The organism is Pseudomonas sp. 9.2(2024) (genome assembly GCF_039695385.1).
In the GTDB taxonomy this organism is placed as follows: Bacteria; Pseudomonadota; Gammaproteobacteria; order Pseudomonadales; family Pseudomonadaceae; genus Aquipseudomonas; species Aquipseudomonas paraglycinae.
The window spans coordinates 4,563,490-4,580,889 of the sequence record NZ_CP155585.1 but is presented as its reverse complement, the minus strand read 5'-3'; the positions used below and the strand labels follow the sequence as shown (position 1 = coordinate 4,580,889).

Sequence of the window (17,400 nt, the reverse complement as noted above, 5' to 3'; positions counted from 1 at the left end):
CAGAGTCAGTGAACTCAACATTTATCAACCGGTACATGGATGTACGTTTGTATAGTTGACGATCCCGAACCGGCAGCCCAGTCTGCCGGTTCTCTTTTTTGTCGCGGGGGTGATCGATGGCTTTCTTCGAAGTTGACGGACAGGCGCTTCACTACATTGATCAAGGCACAGGCCCGGCGGTGTTGCTGGCCGGCAGCTACCTGTGGGATCAGGCCATGTGGGCACCGCAGATCGCAGCGCTATCGGCGCACTATCGGGTGATTGCACTGGATCTGTGGGGGCACGGCGAATCCGGTCGCTTGCCTGAAGGCACCGCTTCGCTGGACGACATCGCCCGTCAGGCACTGGCCTTGCTCGATCATCTGGACATCGATCGGGTGACACTGGTCGGGCTGTCGGTCGGCGGCATGTGGGGCGTGCGTCTGGCGTTGTCGGCGCCGCAGCGGCTCAACGGTCTGGTGCTGATGGACACTTACGTAGGCGTCGAGCCGGAGCCGACTCGCCAGTACTATTTCTCGCTGTTCAAACAGATCGAGGAAAGCGGCGGGATCTCCGAGCAACTGCTGGATATCGTGGTGCCGATCTTTTTCCGCCCGGACATTGATCGAGAGTCGGCGCTGTATCAGGATTTCCGCGCCAAACTCGCCGGCTATTCCGCCGAACGCCTGCGCGAGAGCATCGTGCCGATGGGGCGCATCACTTTTGGCCGTGACGATCTGTTGCCGCGTCTGGGCGAGCTGAATGCGGCCACCACGCTGGTGGTCTGTGGCGATCAGGACAAGCCACGCCCGCCGTCGGAAGCACGGGAAATGGCTGAGCTGATTGGCTGTCCGTGTGTGCTGGTGCCGGAGGCGGGGCATATCTCCAATCTGGAGAATCCGTCGTTCGTGACCGACACGCTGCTGAAGTTTCTGGCAGAGCTGAAGTAACGAAAACGCCCACGCATTGCGTGGGCGTTTTTTTATTTCGGGCCGAGAATCTTCGCCAGTTTGTCCGGCGTCGGCGCGCCTTGCTGTTGTTGCAGTTCGCCCTTGTCGTCCATGTAGAAGATCGCCGGGGTGGCCTGCAAGTCCAGGTCTTCCATCAACTGCATGTTCGCCGCGAGTTTGGTCTGCACGGTAACCGGAATGTCCTTCAAAGCCTTGAGGGTGCTGGCCTTGCCGGCCTTCTCGTGATCTTCCAGGGCTTTGCTCGGGTCTTTGGCGGCGAGCAGGGCGGCGGATTTGGCCGGGCTGTCTTCGCGGATGATGCCGACCATGATGTGCCGCAACTGCACCTTGCCGGCCTTGACCCATGGACGGGCCTGTTCCCAGAACATGTTGCAGTACGGGCAGTTCGGGTCGCTGAACAGGTACACCGTGCGCGGCGCATCCTTGTTGCCGTCCTGAATCCAGTTGCTTGCTTCGAACTTGGCCCAAACTTCCTTGGCCATCGGCGCGTAGACCAGTTTTTGCAGCGGCGCGCTGCTCAGGTCATTGCCGTCGGCGTCGTACAGATTACCCAGCAGCACATGCTTGCCGTCCGGCGTCAGGTACAGCGCCATGCCGCGGTTCTGGTATTGCGCGGCGTAACCGCGCAAGCCGTCCGGCGCGTCGAACTGGCCGACGATTTTCGCGCCCTTGGCTTCGATCTTCTTGATCGCTTCAGGCAGTTCTTCGGCGGCCTGGACCGACGGCAAGTGCAGCAGGGCTGCGCTCATGGTCAGTGTCAGCAGGTGGCGGAGGCGGGGCATGGCAGTTTCCTTGAAGAAGAGGTGGCCGGGTTCGGACTGGAAGCCGGGGTATCGAAGTTTTCCAGGGCGCGGGCCAGGCTGGCGTTCGACAACTCGCCCAGATGGCTGCCCAGCAGGCGACCGTCCGGGCTATAGAACAGGGTAGTCGGCAGGGCCATGGAGCCCACGGCCTGGCCGAGACGTCCGCTGCGGTCGAACAGCACGTTGTTCAGGCTCAGGCCCTGGGTTTCGAGAAAAGTCGCAACGCTTTGCATGCTTTCGGCCTGGTTGACGAACAGGAACGTCAGGTCCGGGCGTTGTTGCTGGGCGTTTTCCAGCACCGGCATTTCCCGTCGGCACGGCGGGCACCAGGTGGCCCACAGATTGATCACCAGCGGCCCGCCCTGATAGTCGGTGAGTTTCACGGTTTCCCCGGCGGCGTTGCGCAGGGTGATGTCCGGCAGGCGTGTGCCTTGCTCGTAGATGTTCAGCGACAGGGTCGCCAGCACCCAGAACGCCACGCCGCTGACCACGCCGAAGCCCAGCGGTCGACGCAAACCCGGCCGGCGCCAGCCGCGATACAGCGCCGCCAGCAACAGCACGATCACCCCCGGCCAGGCGAGAAAACCGCCGTCGCGCAAGTCGATGATCTGCCAGAGATCGTTGCGATAGTGCCCCCAGTACATGGCGACAAACGCCATGCGCGCCGCCAGCATGCCGAGCAGAAACAGGCTGAACAGCGCCGACTCGGGGTTGTCACCGCCGCGCTTGGCCACCCGCCAGCCGACGAAGGTCGCCAGCGCCAGCGCGCTGATCAGCAGCAGGTGGTTGAGTGCGATGGCAAAGGTGCCGAGGGTGAAGGTCAGCATTAACGGGCGTCTCGGGTGGTGGTCCAGCGTTGCAGGAAAGTATCGGCATCGACCTCGCCGGTGATGCGCTGGCTGCGGCGCTCTTCGCCGTCGGCGCCGATCCACACGAAACTCGGTGGCCCCGGCACTTTATAACGGCCGAGCAGTTCGCGGCTGGCGGCATTGTCGGCGGTCACGTCGAGTCGGAGCAAGCGCACATCGCTCAGGGCCTGCATCACCCGCGCCTGGCCGAACACCTGTTTCTCCATGACTTTGCACGACGTGCACCAGTCGGCGTAGTAATCGAGCAGCACCCACTGGCCCTGCGCTTTGGCGGTGTCGAGCTCGCGTTGCAGGGCGCCCGGATCCTTGATCGTCGTGAAGGCTTCGTGGCCGCTGGGCGCCGCAGATCCGACACGGCCGGCGCTGTACACCTGCAACGGCTGATACGGATCGTCACTGCCACCCGCCGCACCGACCAGCAACAGACTGCCCCACAAGCCCAGTAACAGCGAACCGGCACCGAACAACTGCGCCACGCGACCGAAGCCTTCTGACTGTTTCCAGGCACTGTAAGCGGCGATCAATAGCAGCGCGCCGCACAGACCCAGCCACAGCGACGGATCCAGCACCGGACGCAGCATCAGCAGCGCGGTGGCGAGGAACAGGAAACCGAACACGCCCTTGAGCAGGTTCATCCACGCGCCGGGTTTGGGCAGGAAGCGATTGCCGATGGTTACCAGCAACAATAGCGGCACGCCGATGCCAATCCCGAGCGCAAACAGAATCAGACCGCCGTGCAGCGCGTTGCCACTTTGCGCGATGTAAAGCAGGGCGCCCGCCAGCGGTGCGGTCATGCATGGGCCGACCAGCAGACCGGACAACGCGCCCAGTACGCCCGCGCCGACCAGACTGCCACCGCGCTGACTGCGCGAGGCATGTTCCAGTCGATCCCGCAGGGCCACCGGCAATTGCAGCTCGAAGAAGCCGAACATCGGCAGCGCCAGAACCACAAACACGGCCGCGAACGTCCCCAGCAGCCACGGGTTCTGCAACCACGCCTGCAGGTTGGCCCCCAGCAGCGCAGCGATGACGCCCATCGCCGCATACACCAGCGCCATGCAAACCACATAACTGCCGGCCAGCGCGAAACCGCGACGCGGCGTGGCGCCGCTGCCGACTACCATGCCGGCCAGAATCGGCAGCATCGGCAATGAGCATGGAGCAAAGGCCAGCAGCAGACCGAGGCCGAAGAACACCAGCAGACTCCAGCCCAGCGAGTGCTGTTGCAGACCGCTGGCCAGTGCCTGATCCGGCGCTTCATCTGTCGTTGCTGCGGCTTTGCCGCCGAGGTCGATCACTCGGGTTTGTGGCGGATAGCAAAGGCCGGCGTCGGCGCAGCCCTGATAGCTGACCTTTATCTGGCCCGTGGCGGCTGCGGGAATCTTCAGTTCCAGACCCTGACGATAAACCGGCTGTTCGCCGAAATACTCGTCGCTGTGGGACTCGCCCTCCGGCAGGGCCGGGACGTTTTGTGTCGCCAGCCCATCGAACTTCAGACGCTTCTGGTACAGGTAATAACCGTCGGCGATTTGCCAGAACAGCTGGGTCTCACCGGAATCCAGACGCTCAGAGGTCAGTACGAATGCCTTGTCGACCGGCAGGAACTCCGGTTTTGACGCAAAGGGATCATTCCCTGCCTGAGCCAGACTCGAAATCAACAGTGCAAACAATAGAAAAAAATGACGCATGGAGGAGCCTTGTCCCTGTGCAATTGAGGGGCACAATGGGCGGCGGCGATTAACCGGTGATTAACCGGGTATATCCATGCGTCAAACCTGCGAGACGCTGCAGTATTGCAAACGAATGATGGAGTCAGAGACCCCGTGTCAGCCCGGCGAATGTACCGCTCACGTTGTGCACACCACCCTCGACTCGGCCTTTCTGCATGTTGTAAACCACGAACTGGTCATTGGTCAGGAAGATATACCAGAGGTTGTCGCTAAAGGTCGGATCAATCTGAGCCGCGGTAACAAGGCGATCTTTATAAAGTTCAAGTCCGGGCAGTACTGCTGTTGGATGGTGATTTACTTTTCGCGTTACAGTATCCAGCGTCAAGTGGGTCCCGTCATTCAACAAGAAGCGAAACAGATTTTTGTACCCGATGGCTTCCAGCCAAGTACCGGCAACGATTCTGTCGAAGTAGGGCAGGATCGGCGTCCACAGGGAGTTGGAAAGATTGTAAAAGGCATCAGCCTTTCCGGTGTCCTGGTTATAGGCGCAAACCATCGGGCGATCACCATTGTAAAAGAATAACCAGACAATATCCTTGTCGCCCGCCTGGGTCTGGGTGAAGCCGAACCGCAGATGCTTGGCATAGGCATCGAACCCTTCCCAGTGCCCCTTGATCGGTTTTGGATATTCGCCGGGTACTTCTTCGTCGCCATTGTTGTAGCAGGAAAAGGTTTCAGTATCTTTGAAGAAAAAGTAAATCCGGTCAGGGCCGGAGCGCCAGTCGATAGCAACAAAGTTGTTGAGTTTGGACATTTGATAGTTCCTTGGAATAGATAATTGGTTGTTCGGTGTTGTAGTAAGTGTGGTGTTTGTATGTTCTGCAGTTGAAGGTTAACGTGATAAATAACTTTTGCGCACTGATTATGTGATTGCCATTTGTGTCGCTTTGAACTTGATAAGTTATTGTCTGTTGGTTTTTAGTTGTCATCGCGATAATCGCTATTGAGAAAACCATTGCCCGCAGTCGTATACATCGGGATCATGCTTTTCCTTGGCGCGGGCAGTGTCCATAATTGCCGCTTAATCCTCTCCTGCTTGAATCGCGTTTTTTCTCATGGAGCTCCCATGCACGTACTGGTTTGCGAAGACGATGAGTTGATCGCCAGCGGGATCGTCGCCGGGCTGACGGCGCAAGGCCTGACGGTCGAGCACGTCAACACCGCCTCCAAGGCGCGGGCGATTCTCAAGGTTGCCGAGTTCGACGTGATGGTGCTCGATCTCGGCCTGCCGGACGAAGATGGCCTCAAACTGCTGCAGCAACTGCGCCAGCAGGGCCTGGAGATTCCGGTACTGATCCTTACCGCGCGGGACTCGGTCACCGACCGTGTCGACGGTTTGCAGTCCGGTGCCGATGACTATCTGCTTAAGCCTTTCGATCTGCGCGAATTGTTCGCGCGTCTGCAAACCCTGCTGCGCCGGGTAGCCGGGCGCAGTGTCAACCTGATCGAACACGGTGCGCTGACCTACGACCCGAGCAGTCGTGAAACCACGCTGGCGGGCCGTCCGGTGGACCTGTCCCGTCGTGAACAATCCCTGCTGCAAGCCTTGCTGCACAACCGTGGCCGGGTGCTGTCCACCGAGCAGTTGAAGGACAGCGTCTACGGTTTCAACGATGAACTGGAGAGCAATGCGCTCAACGTGCACATCCATCACCTGCGCAGCAAACTGGGCAAGGGCATCGTCGAAACCGTGCGCGGTCTGGGTTATCGCCTGGGCCCGGCCGATGGCGGAGAAACTGACAAGTGATGAGTCTGCGCCTGCGTCTGAGCCTGACTCTCGGCGCTGCGTTCGCGCTGATCTGGGCCCTGGCGGCCGCCTGGATGCTCAGCGACCTGCGCAACCAGATGATGTTTTCCCTCGACCAGCGCCTGGTGGCGTCGGCGCGGATGGTCGCCGGATTGCTGGAACAATTGCCGGCCATCCCGAGCAAAGGCGAAGGCACTCACTTCAGCGCCGAGCAACTGAACATTCCCGGCGGCATGGCCTGTCAGGTCAGCTCGTTGCGCGGGGAAATTCTTGCCCGCAGCCACAACAATCCGGAACAGGCGCTGGAAGCGCAGAAAATGGGTTTTCACGATCAGATGATCGATGGCGCGCCTTGGCGCAGCTTCACCCTGGCTCGGGGCGATGTGCGAATTACCACTGCCGACCGGGTCATCGAGCGCGAAGCCCTGAACATGTCGATCCTGCTGGCGGCCTCGGTGCCGGTGGGCGTGGCGCTGCTCGGCTGCCTGTGCCTGTTGTGGCTGGGGATCGGTCAGGGCCTGGCGCCGCTCAATCGCTTGCGTGAAGCCTTGATGCGTCGCAACGCGGATTCGCTCGAACCTTTGCAGTTGCAGTCATTCCCCAGCGAATTGAAACCGCTGCTCGAAACCCAGAATCAGTTGTTCCAGCGCATCGGCAAGACCATCGAACGCGAACGTCGCCTGACCGGCGATGCCGCCCATGAACTGCGCAGCCCGCTGACGGCGATCAAGACCCACCTGCAAGTGGCGCGCATGACCGAAGGCAGTGCCCGCGATCAGTCCCTGGCCCGGGCCGAGGAGGGCGCCGACCGCCTGCACCGGACCCTTGAGCAATTGCTGTTGCTGGCGCGGGTCGAGGGCAGTCTGTCGTTCGACGACGGTGTGCAGTGCAGCGCCGAACAGGTGGCGAAACTGGCGATTCAGGATTCGGCCAGTGACCAGCGCCAGCGCATCAAGCTGCACCTGCCTGAGCGATTGTCCGATGCGCCCCTGCAAATGCCGGCGGTGCTGTCGATCGCGGCTCTGCGTAATCTGTTGGACAACGCCCTGCGCCACACGCCGACCGACGGTGCGGTGGAGTTGAGCCTGGAAACCATCGCCAATCGTGTGCGTTTCGTAGTGCGCGATCACGGGCCGGGCATTGCCCCGGACGATCTGCAACATCTGACCCAGCGCTTCTGGCGCAACGGCCAGAGCACCGGCTGCGGACTGGGGCTGGCGATTGTCCAGGCCATCGTTCAACGTTGCGCCTGCACCCTGCATTTCGACAGCCGCCCGGATGGTTTGCGGGTCGAGCTGACGATGCCGCTGCAACCGGTCTGAAAGGTTGCCAGGCACATCAAATGTAACCTCTCTCCATTAGTCATCCGCCGGCCGCGACGTTATTGTCGCCCCAGCCTTTGACTCAATGGATTGAGGGAAACAGCGCCATGGAAGCACCCATCCACATCTGTCCCGCCACACCCGCCGACGCCGGCATCATCAGCCGGATTCTCGAGCGCTCTATTCGTGTCGGTTGCGCGCTCGATCATCGCAACGATCCCCAACTGGTCGACCGCTGGGTTCGCCGACAATCGGCGGAACACATCAGCGGCTGGCTCGCCGATCCGCATCTCTATCTGAATATCGCGCTTCTTCACGATAAGCCGGTCGGGGTCGGCATGGCCGCCGCCAATGGCGAGATCACGTTTTGTCATGTGCAGCCGGAGTGGTTTCGCCGGGGCGCGGGCCGCGCGCTGGTGGGCGATCTCGAGGGTTGGCTGAGGATTCGCGGCCGGCCTTGCGTCACGCTCTCCAGCACGCGAACCGGCGAGGCGTTCTACCGGCGCCTGGGGTATCGCGAAGCGGCGCCTGCCTCCACGCATCACGGCGTTTTGAGCCTGCCGATGCACAAGCCGCTGGCATTGTCGGCCTGACATTCGATCAAGGGTGTAAATCCTCGACACGCTGGTGCGTTTCCAGAACAGGAAAACCTGCATGTGCGCCCCGCGACCGGAACGCGCACCTGCCCGGTGTGCAGTTTTGGTCACTATCCATAGCGTATTGAGGGGTCGAGAGATGTCAGTCGCCACCAGCCTTATCGAAGAGTCGTCGGCCCGGATCGCCTCCGCGCCGGCTGAAACGCTGTATCAGTTCAATGAATCACCGTTGCTGGCCCGGCAGAGCCAGCAGGAATCCAATGCCCGCAGCTACCCGCGCCGAATTCCGCTGGCACTGAAGCGCGCCAAGGGCCTGTACGTCGAAGACGTCGAAGGCCGTACCTTCATCGATTGCCTGGCCGGTGCCGGCACTCTGGCGCTGGGGCATAACCACCCGGTGGTGATCGAGGCGATCCAGCAGGTGCTGGCCGATGAGCTGCCGCTGCACACCCTGGACTTGACCACGCCGGTGAAAGACCAATTCGTTCAGGACCTGTTCGGCCTGCTGCCTCCAGCATTGGCCAAGGAAGCGAAAATCCAGTTCTGCGGCCCGACCGGCACCGACGCCGTGGAAGCTGCGCTGAAACTGGTGCGCACCGCCACCGGGCGCAGCACCGTACTGTCGTTTTCCGGCGGTTACCACGGCATGAGCCAGGGCGCCTTGAGTCTGATGGGCAGCCTCGGTCCGAAGAAACCGTTGGGCGCATTGCTCAGCACCGGCGTGCAATTCATGCCGTTCCCGTACGACTACCGCTGCCCGTTCGGCCTCGGTGGCGCGGCGGGTGTGAAGGCCAACCTGAGTTACCTGGAAAACCTGCTCAATGATCCCGAGGCCGGCGTGCAGTTGCCGGCCGCAGTCATCGTTGAAGCGGTGCAGGGCGAGGGCGGTGTGATCCCGGCGGACATCGAGTGGCTACGCGGTCTGCGCCGCATCACCGAGAAGGTTGGCGTAGCGTTGATCATCGACGAAATCCAGAGCGGTTTCGCCCGTACCGGCAAGATGTTTGCCTTCGAACACGCCGGCATCACCCCGGACGTGGTGGTGCTGTCCAAAGCCATCGGCGGCAGCCTGCCGCTGGCGGTGGTGGTTTATCGCGACTGGCTCGACACCTGGCAGCCGGGCGCCCACGCCGGTACCTTCCGTGGCAACCAGATGGCGATGGCCGCCGGCTCTGCCGTGATGCGTTATCTGGTCGAGCACAAGGTCTGCGAACACGCCGCCGCCATGGGCGAACGCCTGAGCGAGCATCTGCACATCCTGCAGCGTGACTTCCCGCAGCTGGGCGACATTCGCGGTCGTGGCCTGATGCTCGGTGTCGAACTGGTCGATCCGAACGGCACGCCGGACGCACTGGGCCATCCACCGGCGTTTGCGCGTCTGGCGCCGCTGGTTCAGCGCGAATGCCTCAAGCGCGGGCTGATTCTGGAGCTGGGCGGTCGGCATGGTGCGGTGGTGCGATTCCTGCCGCCGCTGGTGATCACCGCCGCCGAAATCGATCGCGTCGCCGAGATCTTTGGCCGTGCGTTGAGCGCCGCGACCGCCGGCCTGTAAATTTTTCGCCGCGTCGAACGTTCTTTCTACATACCCGGCTGCACCCGTCGTGCAGCCCACCCTTACAGCGATGGAGACACAGCATGACGTCAGTATTCGACCGCGAGGACATCCTCTTTCAAGTCGTGGTCAACCACGAAGAGCAGTACTCGATCTGGCCGGACTACAAGGCCGTGCCGGAAGGCTGGCGCACCGTCGGCAAGAGTGGCCTGAAAAAGGAATGCCTGGCCTACATCGAAGAAGTCTGGACCGACATGCGTCCGCTGAGCCTGCGCCAGAAGATGGAAGCGCAAGCGGCTGCACAGTAAGTCTTCAGGCAAAAAGAAACCCGCTGAACCGGGAACGGTCAGCGGGTTTTTTCATGTCGATCGTTCCCACCCAGACGGTGATCGTTCCCACGCTCTGCGTGGGAATGCCTCATTGGACGCTCCGCGTCCGCTTCGCAAGGGACGCGGAGCGTCCCGGGCTGCATTCCCACGCGTAGCGTGGGAACGATCAACGGGGGGCAACTGGCCTTAGGCGCCGCTCAGGCCCTTGAGCAGCACATCCACATTGCCTTCCAGCTCTGCCACCGGATCCGCTGCATCGGTGCTCAGCACCAGCAGATGACTGCCCGATTCGGCAATCGCCGCTTTCACCGCGTCCGACGGCTGCCGATGGTGCAGCACCACTGCCACGTCATTGTCTTTCAGGGTGGCGGTGAGTTTTTTCAGATCCTCCGGCGTCCATTCGGCATCCGCGCGGGCATCCTGTCCGATCAATTCCAGATTGAGGCTGCCGATCAGGTAACCGAAGTGATCGCTCAGGCTCATCACGCTCAGGTTGTCGGCACTGGCCAGACGCGCCTCGCTGTCGGCACTAAGTTTCAGCAGGCGCTGTTTCAGTGCCGCCAGATTGGCCTCGATCTTCGGTTTGTCCTTCGGTACCAGGCGCACCAAGTCTGCCGCCATCACGTCGGCCATGCGACCCATGTTGTTGCTCGCCAGCCACGGCTGGCTGTTCAAACCGTCGACCTTGAGCCCCGGTTGTACGGCAATGCCGGGCAGGGCGCCGTCCACAGGGCGGGCGGCGTCGACTTCGACGATGCGGATGTTGCTGCGGCGGGCGATCGGATACAGCGGATCATCGGCCCACAGCGAGCGCACGCCGATCACGGCATCGGCGCCAGTGGCCAGTTTGCTCAGCGCCGGGGCGCCGCGACCGGTGAAATAGGCGGTCTGGCGGCTGCCCGGCAGATTCGCTGGCGCCGCACGTTCGAGGCTGATGTCGGTGCCCTTGAGCAGGACTTCACCCAGACCATAAGTGATGGGCAACGAGGCCAGCACACGCAACGGTTTCTCGGCAGCCAGCAGAGGGCTGGAAACCGCGCCACTGAAGGCGATGGCCAGAGTCAGTTTTCGTAATGAAAAAGCCATTTATCCAAGGTTCCCTTTCAGACTGGGGACGACGCCCCGGGCAATCGCGGCGAGGGCGAAGGCGATACCGGCGACCAGGATGATCGCGGCGCCGGACGGAATCGGCAGGTCGAACACGATCGGCGCGAGAATCCCGCACAGCGTGCTGATCGTGGCAATCAGCACCGAACACCAGAAAAAGCCTTTGAGCGACTGGCTGAGCAGACGTGCTGCCGCCGCCGGAATCACCAGCAGCGCACCGACCAGAATCGCACCGATGACTTTCACTGCGGCGACGGTGATAAGCGTCACCAGAATCACGAACAGGTAATCCAGGGTCTTCACCGCGACGCCGCGCACCGCCGCCAGTTGCGGATTGAAGCTGGCGAGCATGATCCGGTTGTACAGCGGCAGGGCCAGCGCCATCACCAGCGAGCCGACAATCGCCAGCACCAGCAGGTCGTTGCCGTTGACGGTCAGCACCGAGCCGAACAGCACGTTTTCCAGAATGTGCACGTTGATCTTGCCCGCCAGAATCAGCAGCAGGCTGGCGCCCAAAGCGAGGGACACCGACAGGAACACGCCAATCAATGTGTCGGGTGCCAGACCGGTGCGGTTGCGCAGGTAGTTGAGCAAAATGCCGAACAGCAGGCAGTAACCGAACAGGCTGCCGTACGGCCCGGTGTAGGGCTCGCCGAGCAGAATGCCGATGGCCACGCCGGTCAACGCCGCGTGACCGACTGCTTCGGAGAAAAACGCGAAGCGCTTGACCACCACCAGCGTGCCGAGGCCACCCAGTACCGGGCCGATCAACAGACCGGCCAGCAGCGCATTGACCACAAACCCGTAGGCCAGGGCTTCCGGCAAGTAACCGGAGGAGGCCCAGGCTTGCACCATCAAACGAAAGGCTTCGTAACTCATCAGGCAGCGCTCCGTGGATGGGTCGAGAACAGGGTCAGCAGGCGTTCCGGGGTCAGGGCCTGTTGCGGCGAGGCGTCGAACAGCACGCGGCGGTTGAGGCCGGTGACGCGATTGGCCAGGCGCCCGACCGCTTCCAGATCGTGCTCGATCCACAGCACCGTGATGCCTGCCGCACGCCAGTCGCCGAGCAATCGCTCGAAGACCTGAATCCCGGCTTCGTCGAGGGCCGACATCGGTTCGTCCAGCACCAGCAATTGCGGGGCCGGAATCAGGCCTTGAGCGAGCAGAACCCGCTGGCGTTCACCACCGGATAGTGCGCCCATCCGGCGCTTGCGCTTGTCCTGCATGCCGACTCGCTCCAGCGCATCACCGATAGCGCCGGCGTAGCGTTTGCTCAAGCCGAGGAAGGCCGGGCGACGCTGACACATGGCGGCCATAAAATCATCGACGGTCATCGGCAGACCCCGATCGAATTCCAGCGCCTGCGGCACGTAACCGATGGTGCCGGGTTCGCCGGGCCATTGCAGACTGAGCCGGCCGTGATGCGGCATCTGCCCGAGCAGGGTCTTGATCAGCGAACTCTTGCCGCCGCCGTTGGGGCCGACCAGCGCATGCACGCTGCCGGGCTGCACCTGGAAGGTGACTTTGTCGAGGATCGTCGTGCGGCCGAGGGTCAGGCTGACGTCGGCGAAATCCAGGGTCGGGCCGCTATGTCTGATTGAAAGGTTTTCCTGAGCCGTCATGCGCCGGACTCCTGAATCGCCCGAACCACGGTGTTGAGGTTGCCGGTCATTTCTTTTTCGTACTTGTCGGCGGTGTATTCGCCGTAGGAAATGTGTGACAGCGGGTACAGCTTCACTCCGGATTCGCGCTGGATGGTTTCGACGTAGGTGGACGGGAAATCCATCTCGGAGAAGATCACCTTCACGTCCAACTCCCGCAATTGATCGATGGTTTTCTTCAACTGGCTCGGGCTCGGCTCGATGCCGTGGGCCGGCTCGACCACGGCGGTGACTTCCAGACCGAATTCGCGCAGCAGGTAGTCATAAGCGGCGTGCACCGTGGCTACTCGCAGTTCGGCGTTCGGCGCCTGGGTCAGTTTGGCCAGGGCGTCGGCGCGCATCTGCCGCAGGCGTTTGCCGTAGGCGCGGGCGTTCTGGGTGTAGGTCTTGGCGTTATCCGGGTCGAGCTTGCCCAGTTCCCGGGCGATGTTGTTGACCTGGGCAATCGAGGCACTGATCGACAGGAACGTGTGCGGGTTCACCACTTTGCCGGCGCCGCGCGCAGCAACCCCGGTGGCGGCCAGCAACGGCACGTTTTCGTTGGCTTCGATAGTCTTGATGTTCGGCGTTTCGCTGGCGGCGATCATGCGGTCGGCGAAGTCGTCATGGCCGACGCCGTTGAGCACGATCACGTCCAGCCCGCTGATGCGCTTGATGTCTTCGGCGCGCGGCTCGTAGGCGTGCGGGTTGAAACCGGCGGGAATCAGTGGCACGACCTCGGCCTTGTCGCCGACGATGTTCGCCACATAGCTGTAATACGGATGCAGTGTGATGCCGATGCGCAGGCGCTTGGCCTGATCGGCGCTGGCCAGCGGGCTCAGCAGGCAGGCGCACAGACCGATCAGCAGCAGGCGCAGGAAAGGACGGCGTTGAGATGAACTAGGCATGGGCAAGCGGTCTTCTCTCGAATGAAGGCGAGGGTTCAATGACGATGTTCGCGGGTCACCCCGGCATCGAATTGCGCGACGATCTGTTTCCAGCCGGCGGCGGACAGCGCTGCGTCGGACAGGTCTGCTGGCGCTTGCAGGTCGGTGGCGCGGTTGAGCCAGATGTCCGGCGCAGCGTCGTCGGCTACGTTGAGGCGCATCAGAAACGAACCGGCCACGGCTGGTGCCTGGCTGTGGCCGAAGTAGGCGCGGTCGGCCAGCAACTGCCAGGCATGACCACCACGACTGACCGAACTGGCGTCCTGGGCAAACGGGGCGAAACCTTCGTCCGCCAGGTTCTGCGGGGTCGGCAGTGTTTGCTGTTCTTCGCGCAACAGGTGGATCTCGTCGAGGGTCACCCGCAGATCCGCATAGATGCCTTGCTCGCTGGCGCCTAGGTCGCGGCGGGCGTCCAGTTGATGGCTGGAAACCGGCTCCGGTTCGTGGGAAACGCCGCGCCATGCGACTACCGATCCGGCGACGGTGAGGATCAACAGACACATCAGCAGCACATTGAGGGTTTCGTGCCCGGCACCGGCCGGGCGTACAACCTGGGTGGTCGGCGTGGTCATGGGGCTTCGATATCCGCTTGGTCGATTTCGACCACGTGACCGGGGCCGGCGTCAAACAGCACGTAGAACTCGGCGCCGGGTTTCTTGAAGGTCAGGGTCGAATCGGCGCCGAGCTTGCCCGGCACCAGAATGGTTTCGTCATAGCCGATCACATCGAGGGTCACCCCCGGCGCGCCGCTACCGTCGGAGAAGCCGCCGGTGCATTTGATCTGCTCGGCGTCGATGGCCTTGCACTCGCACATCGGGTTGTGGGCCAGGGCGCCTGTGCTGAAACCGGCAGACAGCGCCAGCAATGCGGCGCTCAGGTGCAGGCGAAAGAGGCGTTGTACATGACTCATGGTTTGGCTCCTTGTTTGTTCAGCCAGGCGAGGGTGGCGGGCGAGGCCTGGCTTAGCGGAATCGAGGCCTGGTGCATGCTGCCGTCCCAGCCTTCCATGGTGATCCACAGTTCGGCGTCGGCAGCGGTCTTTTCCGGCACCGGCAACTGGGTGCCCATGCGGTACGGCGTGCCGAAGAAAATCACCCCGGCCGCGCGCAGGCTGCGAGGTTTGCCGATGCGCAGGTACGTCGCCTTGACGTGGTCGACACAGGCGTCGCAGAGGGCGGCGCTGAAATCTTTCATGTAGCCGGCGGGGCCGGTCAGGATCGGGGCCTGATTGCGCAGTTCGGCCAGTCGCAGGCTCCAGGGGCCGACCTGGATTTCGCCGATCTCCCGTTCACCCAGTCCGCTGTCACCACGAAACAGCGAAGCATCGGCGAAGTATTTGGGCATGAAACCGAGCGGGATCAGCAGCAACAGGACGTTGAGGTGGAAACGCCATTTGTGCCAGAACCGGTTCAGGCGCGACGGTGGTGTTATTCCAATGTGGCTCACGGACGCACCTCCGAAGGTTCATGTCGGGACGTCGATCGCGGCGCGACCTTGCGGTTTCTCTTGTCTTCGCGTTTGAGTGCGTTGAGCGTGGCCAGGGCGGTGCGCTTGGTCCAGATCAGCAGGCCGCTGAGAACCATCATGCTCAGCAGCAGGCCGAAGAAGAACCAGATCAGCTTGATCCAGATTCCGCCGAAATCGCCGGTGTGCAGCGGACGCATCGATTCGGTGACGAACTCCAGGGCGGAGCGGTCGGACAGCAGGCGCGAGGCGGCAATGTCACCGTTGTAAGGGTTGAGCGTGGCGGTCTGGAACATCAGCGGATACCAGCCACGACCACCGACACTCATGTGGCTGTAGGCGTTGCCGGGCAGGCTGACGAAACTGGCTTCCAGCCCCGGGATCTTTTGTTGAGCGATCTCGACGGCCGAGTCGAGACTGATCCGCGGTGGCGGTGTGCCGTCGGCGGAGATCGGCACACTTTCCCGGGACATCGCCGGGATGATCGGTTCGCTGGAAATGGAAATCTGGAAGTCGAACAGCAGGGCGCGGATCAGGAACCACACGCCGGTAATGGAAATCACCGCGATAAACCAGATCGACCAGATGCCGCTGAGGCGGTGAAAGTCGCCCCAGAAAATCCGCGCACCGTGACGAATGCGCAGGGTCGGGCGGAAAAAACCTTTCCAGAAGCGCTTGTACACCACCAGCCCGGTCACCAGCGAAGCGAGCATTGGCAGACCGAGGAACGACACCAGATACCAGCCCCAGCTGAAACCGTTGGTGAACGGCACCAGCCACCAGCCATGCAGTGCGCGGGTGAACGCCTTGAAGTTGAAGGTTGGCGCGGGGCCCTGGATGACGCCGGTGTACGGGTTGACGTAGACCGTCAGCGAACGCCCGTCGGGGTAGCTGACCTCGATGTCGAGGGCAAAGTGCGATTCGTCCGGACGACTGATGCTTTGCACCACGGTCTGCGGTTCGGCCTTCTTGATCGCGGCCAGGACCTGATCGTAGCTGAGCAATGGTGCGTCGTCCGAAGGGGCGCTGGCGCGCATCTGCGGATTGGCCAGCCAGACGATTTCCTGGCTGACCACTGCCAGGGTGCCGGTGACGCAGACGATCAGAACGAAAAACCAGATCGGCAACGCCAGCCAGCTGTGTACCAGGAACCACAGTTTCGAGCGGGATTTCTTCGACATGATGACGGGTCTTGATTCAGTGAGAGGGAGCGGTACTACGGGCTTCGCAGCACGGGAGTCCCCTGAAAGGCCGGTCGTGGCTTTTGCCTACGCGACCAGCCCGCATTTCTATAAGACGGATGACCGAAGCAAATCCCGATAAACGATATGAAAGTAAATGTTTCGCGATTGCAGGTGGCTGTCGCGTGGGCGGATTTTTGCGGGGGAGGCGAAGCAGTCCGGCAGCGCATGCCGCCGGATTGAAGGAGGGGAATCAGCGGAGAAAGTCGAGTGCTTCGGTCAGCAACAATTCGGGCACTTCTTCGGCGAGGTAATGCCCGGCAGGCAAAGCCTTGCCCCGTACATCAGTGGCAACTTGTTGCCATTCCCCCAGCGGATCGAAGCAGCGACCGACGGTGCCCTCGGCGCCCCACAGCACGAGTAACGGCAGGTTCAGATGGCGGCCGACAGCAAGGTCGGCGCGGTCATGTTCCAGGTCGATGCCGGCACTGGCGCGGTAGTCCTCGCAGATCCCCCGAGCGCTGCCGGGACGTTCCAGGCAACGCCGATATTCGCTGAATGCCTCGTCGGTAAAGGGTGCAAGCCCGGCGCTGCGGCTGCCCATGACACTGCGCAGATAACCTTCGGGATCGGCTTCGATCAAAGTTTCCGGCAACGGCGCCGGGCGGATCAGGAAGAACCAGTGCCAGTAGGCCCGGGCAAAGGCTTCGTTGGTCTGGCTGTACATTGCCAGGGTCGGCGCGATGTCGAGCAGGACCATGCGCTGTACAACCTCGGGATGATCGAGCGCCAGGCGATGGGCAACCCGCGCACCACGGTCATGGGCAAGGATCGAGAACTGCTCGAAGCCCAACGCCTTCATCAATTCCACGCCGTCGCGAGCCATCTCGCGTTTGGAATAGTTGAGGTGAGCCTCATCGGCCGGCGGGCGACTGCTGTCGCCATAACCGCGCAGGTCGGCGGCGATCACCGTGAAGTGCTCCGCCAGTTGCTCGGCGATCTTGTGCCAGATGACGTGGGTCTGCGGGTGCCCGTGCAACAGCAGCAGGCCCGGGCCGCTGCCTTTGAGGCGGTAGCTGATGTCCACACCGTTGACGTGGCGCTGGTCTTTGACGAATCCGGCAAACATCGGGTGATCCTTTATTCAGGCGAGTGGCCTGCAT

19 protein-coding genes are annotated in these 17,400 nt (G+C 62.1%); 6 read left to right on the top strand and 13 right to left on the bottom strand.

Going from position 1 to position 17,400, the window contains the following annotated elements; genetic code table 11:
- Positions 1 to 116: 116 nt before the first annotated feature.
- Positions 117 to 929 carry an alpha/beta fold hydrolase gene (locus tag ABFB52_RS20540; protein WP_085744936.1) on the top strand — a complete coding sequence of 271 codons (813 nt, stop codon included), beginning with the start codon at positions 117 to 119 and terminating at the stop codon, positions 927 to 929.
- A 32-nt stretch (positions 930 to 961) separates the two neighbouring features.
- On the opposite strand, the gene dsbG is transcribed toward ABFB52_RS20540, so the two are convergent.
- The 4 genes from dsbG to ABFB52_RS20520 all read right to left on the bottom strand — a co-directional run bounded on the left by dsbG (position 962) and on the right by ABFB52_RS20520 (position 5,106).
- Positions 962 to 1,732, bottom strand: coding sequence for a thiol:disulfide interchange protein DsbG (dsbG, locus tag ABFB52_RS20535; RefSeq protein ID WP_085744935.1), 771 nt, complete (start codon positions 1,730 to 1,732; stop codon positions 962 to 964).
- Positions 1,708 to 2,580, bottom strand: a complete 873-nt coding sequence (locus ABFB52_RS20530; protein ID WP_064378572.1) for a TlpA disulfide reductase family protein — start codon at positions 2,578 to 2,580, stop codon at positions 1,708 to 1,710. Before ABFB52_RS20530 ends, dsbG begins: the two co-directional genes overlap by 25 nt.
- Positions 2,580 to 4,310, bottom strand: coding sequence for a protein-disulfide reductase DsbD (dsbD, locus tag ABFB52_RS20525; protein ID WP_129973785.1), 1,731 nt, complete (start codon positions 4,308 to 4,310; stop codon positions 2,580 to 2,582). Before dsbD ends, ABFB52_RS20530 begins: the two co-directional genes overlap by 1 nt.
- Positions 4,311 to 4,434: 124 nt before the next feature.
- A complete protein-coding gene (locus ABFB52_RS20520) occupies positions 4,435 to 5,106 on the bottom strand; it encodes a hypothetical protein (protein WP_085744932.1) in 672 nt (223 codons plus the stop codon).
- Between the two features lie 312 nt (positions 5,107 to 5,418).
- Here ABFB52_RS20520 and ABFB52_RS20515 point away from each other — a divergent pair, with 312 nt between their 5' ends.
- The 5 genes from ABFB52_RS20515 to ABFB52_RS20495 all read left to right on the top strand — a co-directional run bounded on the left by ABFB52_RS20515 (position 5,419) and on the right by ABFB52_RS20495 (position 9,877).
- Positions 5,419 to 6,099 carry a response regulator gene (locus ABFB52_RS20515; RefSeq protein WP_064378569.1) on the top strand — a complete coding sequence of 227 codons (681 nt, stop codon included), beginning with the start codon at positions 5,419 to 5,421 and terminating at the stop codon, positions 6,097 to 6,099.
- Positions 6,099 to 7,421 (top strand): ATP-binding protein, encoded by a 1,323-nt coding sequence (locus tag ABFB52_RS20510; RefSeq protein WP_085744931.1) that lies wholly within the window; start codon positions 6,099 to 6,101, stop codon positions 7,419 to 7,421. The genes ABFB52_RS20515 and ABFB52_RS20510 overlap by 1 nt, the downstream gene beginning before the upstream one ends.
- A 107-nt stretch (positions 7,422 to 7,528) precedes the next feature.
- Positions 7,529 to 8,014, top strand: a complete 486-nt coding sequence (locus ABFB52_RS20505; RefSeq protein ID WP_129973786.1) for a GNAT family N-acetyltransferase — start codon at positions 7,529 to 7,531, stop codon at positions 8,012 to 8,014.
- A gap of 142 nt (positions 8,015 to 8,156) precedes the next feature.
- Positions 8,157 to 9,569, top strand: a complete 1,413-nt coding sequence (locus tag ABFB52_RS20500) for an aspartate aminotransferase family protein (protein WP_102686433.1) — start codon at positions 8,157 to 8,159, stop codon at positions 9,567 to 9,569.
- An 83-nt stretch (positions 9,570 to 9,652) separates the two neighbouring features.
- Positions 9,653 to 9,877, top strand: coding sequence for an MbtH family protein (locus tag ABFB52_RS20495; protein ID WP_007917715.1), 225 nt, complete (start codon positions 9,653 to 9,655; stop codon positions 9,875 to 9,877).
- 207 nt (positions 9,878 to 10,084) lie between these two features.
- Here ABFB52_RS20495 and ABFB52_RS20490 read toward each other — a convergent pair whose 3' ends face one another.
- From ABFB52_RS20490 to ABFB52_RS20450, 9 genes are all read right to left on the bottom strand, one after another.
- On the bottom strand, positions 10,085 to 10,984 hold the full coding sequence (locus tag ABFB52_RS20490; protein WP_129973787.1) for a zinc ABC transporter substrate-binding protein: 900 nt from the start codon (positions 10,982 to 10,984) through the stop codon (positions 10,085 to 10,087).
- A complete protein-coding gene (locus tag ABFB52_RS20485) occupies positions 10,985 to 11,884 on the bottom strand; it encodes a metal ABC transporter permease (protein WP_129973788.1) in 900 nt (299 codons plus the stop codon).
- Complete coding sequence (locus tag ABFB52_RS20480) at positions 11,884 to 12,627, bottom strand: metal ABC transporter ATP-binding protein (protein ID WP_129973789.1); 744 nt, start codon at positions 12,625 to 12,627, stop codon at positions 11,884 to 11,886. Before ABFB52_RS20480 ends, ABFB52_RS20485 begins: the two co-directional genes overlap by 1 nt.
- Entirely contained in the window at positions 12,624 to 13,553 is a 930-nt protein-coding gene (locus tag ABFB52_RS20475; protein ID WP_064598220.1) for a metal ABC transporter substrate-binding protein, read from the bottom strand. Before ABFB52_RS20475 ends, ABFB52_RS20480 begins: the two co-directional genes overlap by 4 nt.
- Positions 13,554 to 13,588: 35 nt before the next feature.
- Entirely contained in the window at positions 13,589 to 14,164 is a 576-nt protein-coding gene (locus ABFB52_RS20470; RefSeq protein WP_085744925.1) for a DUF6162 family protein, read from the bottom strand.
- On the bottom strand, positions 14,161 to 14,502 hold the full coding sequence (locus ABFB52_RS20465; RefSeq protein ID WP_085744924.1) for a hypothetical protein: 342 nt from the start codon (positions 14,500 to 14,502) through the stop codon (positions 14,161 to 14,163). The genes ABFB52_RS20470 and ABFB52_RS20465 overlap by 4 nt, the downstream gene beginning before the upstream one ends.
- Complete coding sequence (locus ABFB52_RS20460) at positions 14,499 to 15,038, bottom strand: thiamine pyrophosphate-binding protein (protein ID WP_085744923.1); 540 nt, start codon at positions 15,036 to 15,038, stop codon at positions 14,499 to 14,501. The genes ABFB52_RS20465 and ABFB52_RS20460 overlap by 4 nt, the downstream gene beginning before the upstream one ends.
- Complete coding sequence (locus ABFB52_RS20455) at positions 15,035 to 16,237, bottom strand: PepSY domain-containing protein (RefSeq protein ID WP_129973790.1); 1,203 nt, start codon at positions 16,235 to 16,237, stop codon at positions 15,035 to 15,037. Before ABFB52_RS20455 ends, ABFB52_RS20460 begins: the two co-directional genes overlap by 4 nt.
- Before the next feature lie 253 nt (positions 16,238 to 16,490).
- On the bottom strand, positions 16,491 to 17,366 hold the full coding sequence (locus ABFB52_RS20450; protein ID WP_102686426.1) for an alpha/beta hydrolase: 876 nt from the start codon (positions 17,364 to 17,366) through the stop codon (positions 16,491 to 16,493).
- Positions 17,367 to 17,400: the final 34 nt, after the last annotated feature.

What these genes read in the sequence shown, in the direction of transcription:
- ABFB52_RS20540 (WP_085744936.1), top strand. Translation starts at nt 117, where the DNA reads ATGGCTTTCTTCGAAGTTGACGGACAGGCGCTTCACTACATTGATCAA.
- dsbG (WP_085744935.1), bottom strand. Translation starts at nt 1,732, where the DNA reads ATGCCCCGCCTCCGCCACCTGCTGACACTGACCATGAGCGCAGCCCTG.
- ABFB52_RS20530 (WP_064378572.1), bottom strand. Translation starts at nt 2,580, where the DNA reads ATGCTGACCTTCACCCTCGGCACCTTTGCCATCGCACTCAACCACCTG.
- dsbD (WP_129973785.1), bottom strand. Translation starts at nt 4,310, where the DNA reads ATGCGTCATTTTTTTCTATTGTTTGCACTGTTGATTTCGAGTCTGGCT.
- ABFB52_RS20520 (WP_085744932.1), bottom strand. Translation starts at nt 5,106, where the DNA reads ATGTCCAAACTCAACAACTTTGTTGCTATCGACTGGCGCTCCGGCCCT.
- ABFB52_RS20515 (WP_064378569.1), top strand. Translation starts at nt 5,419, where the DNA reads ATGCACGTACTGGTTTGCGAAGACGATGAGTTGATCGCCAGCGGGATC.
- ABFB52_RS20510 (WP_085744931.1), top strand. Translation starts at nt 6,099, where the DNA reads ATGAGTCTGCGCCTGCGTCTGAGCCTGACTCTCGGCGCTGCGTTCGCG.
- ABFB52_RS20505 (WP_129973786.1), top strand. Translation starts at nt 7,529, where the DNA reads ATGGAAGCACCCATCCACATCTGTCCCGCCACACCCGCCGACGCCGGC.
- ABFB52_RS20500 (WP_102686433.1), top strand. Translation starts at nt 8,157, where the DNA reads ATGTCAGTCGCCACCAGCCTTATCGAAGAGTCGTCGGCCCGGATCGCC.
- ABFB52_RS20495 (WP_007917715.1), top strand. Translation starts at nt 9,653, where the DNA reads ATGACGTCAGTATTCGACCGCGAGGACATCCTCTTTCAAGTCGTGGTC.
- ABFB52_RS20490 (WP_129973787.1), bottom strand. Translation starts at nt 10,984, where the DNA reads ATGGCTTTTTCATTACGAAAACTGACTCTGGCCATCGCCTTCAGTGGC.
- ABFB52_RS20485 (WP_129973788.1), bottom strand. Translation starts at nt 11,884, where the DNA reads ATGAGTTACGAAGCCTTTCGTTTGATGGTGCAAGCCTGGGCCTCCTCC.
- ABFB52_RS20480 (WP_129973789.1), bottom strand. Translation starts at nt 12,627, where the DNA reads ATGACGGCTCAGGAAAACCTTTCAATCAGACATAGCGGCCCGACCCTG.
- ABFB52_RS20475 (WP_064598220.1), bottom strand. Translation starts at nt 13,553, where the DNA reads ATGCCTAGTTCATCTCAACGCCGTCCTTTCCTGCGCCTGCTGCTGATC.
- ABFB52_RS20470 (WP_085744925.1), bottom strand. Translation starts at nt 14,164, where the DNA reads ATGACCACGCCGACCACCCAGGTTGTACGCCCGGCCGGTGCCGGGCAC.
- ABFB52_RS20465 (WP_085744924.1), bottom strand. Translation starts at nt 14,502, where the DNA reads ATGAGTCATGTACAACGCCTCTTTCGCCTGCACCTGAGCGCCGCATTG.
- ABFB52_RS20455 (WP_129973790.1), bottom strand. Translation starts at nt 16,237, where the DNA reads ATGTCGAAGAAATCCCGCTCGAAACTGTGGTTCCTGGTACACAGCTGG.
- ABFB52_RS20450 (WP_102686426.1), bottom strand. Translation starts at nt 17,366, where the DNA reads ATGTTTGCCGGATTCGTCAAAGACCAGCGCCACGTCAACGGTGTGGAC.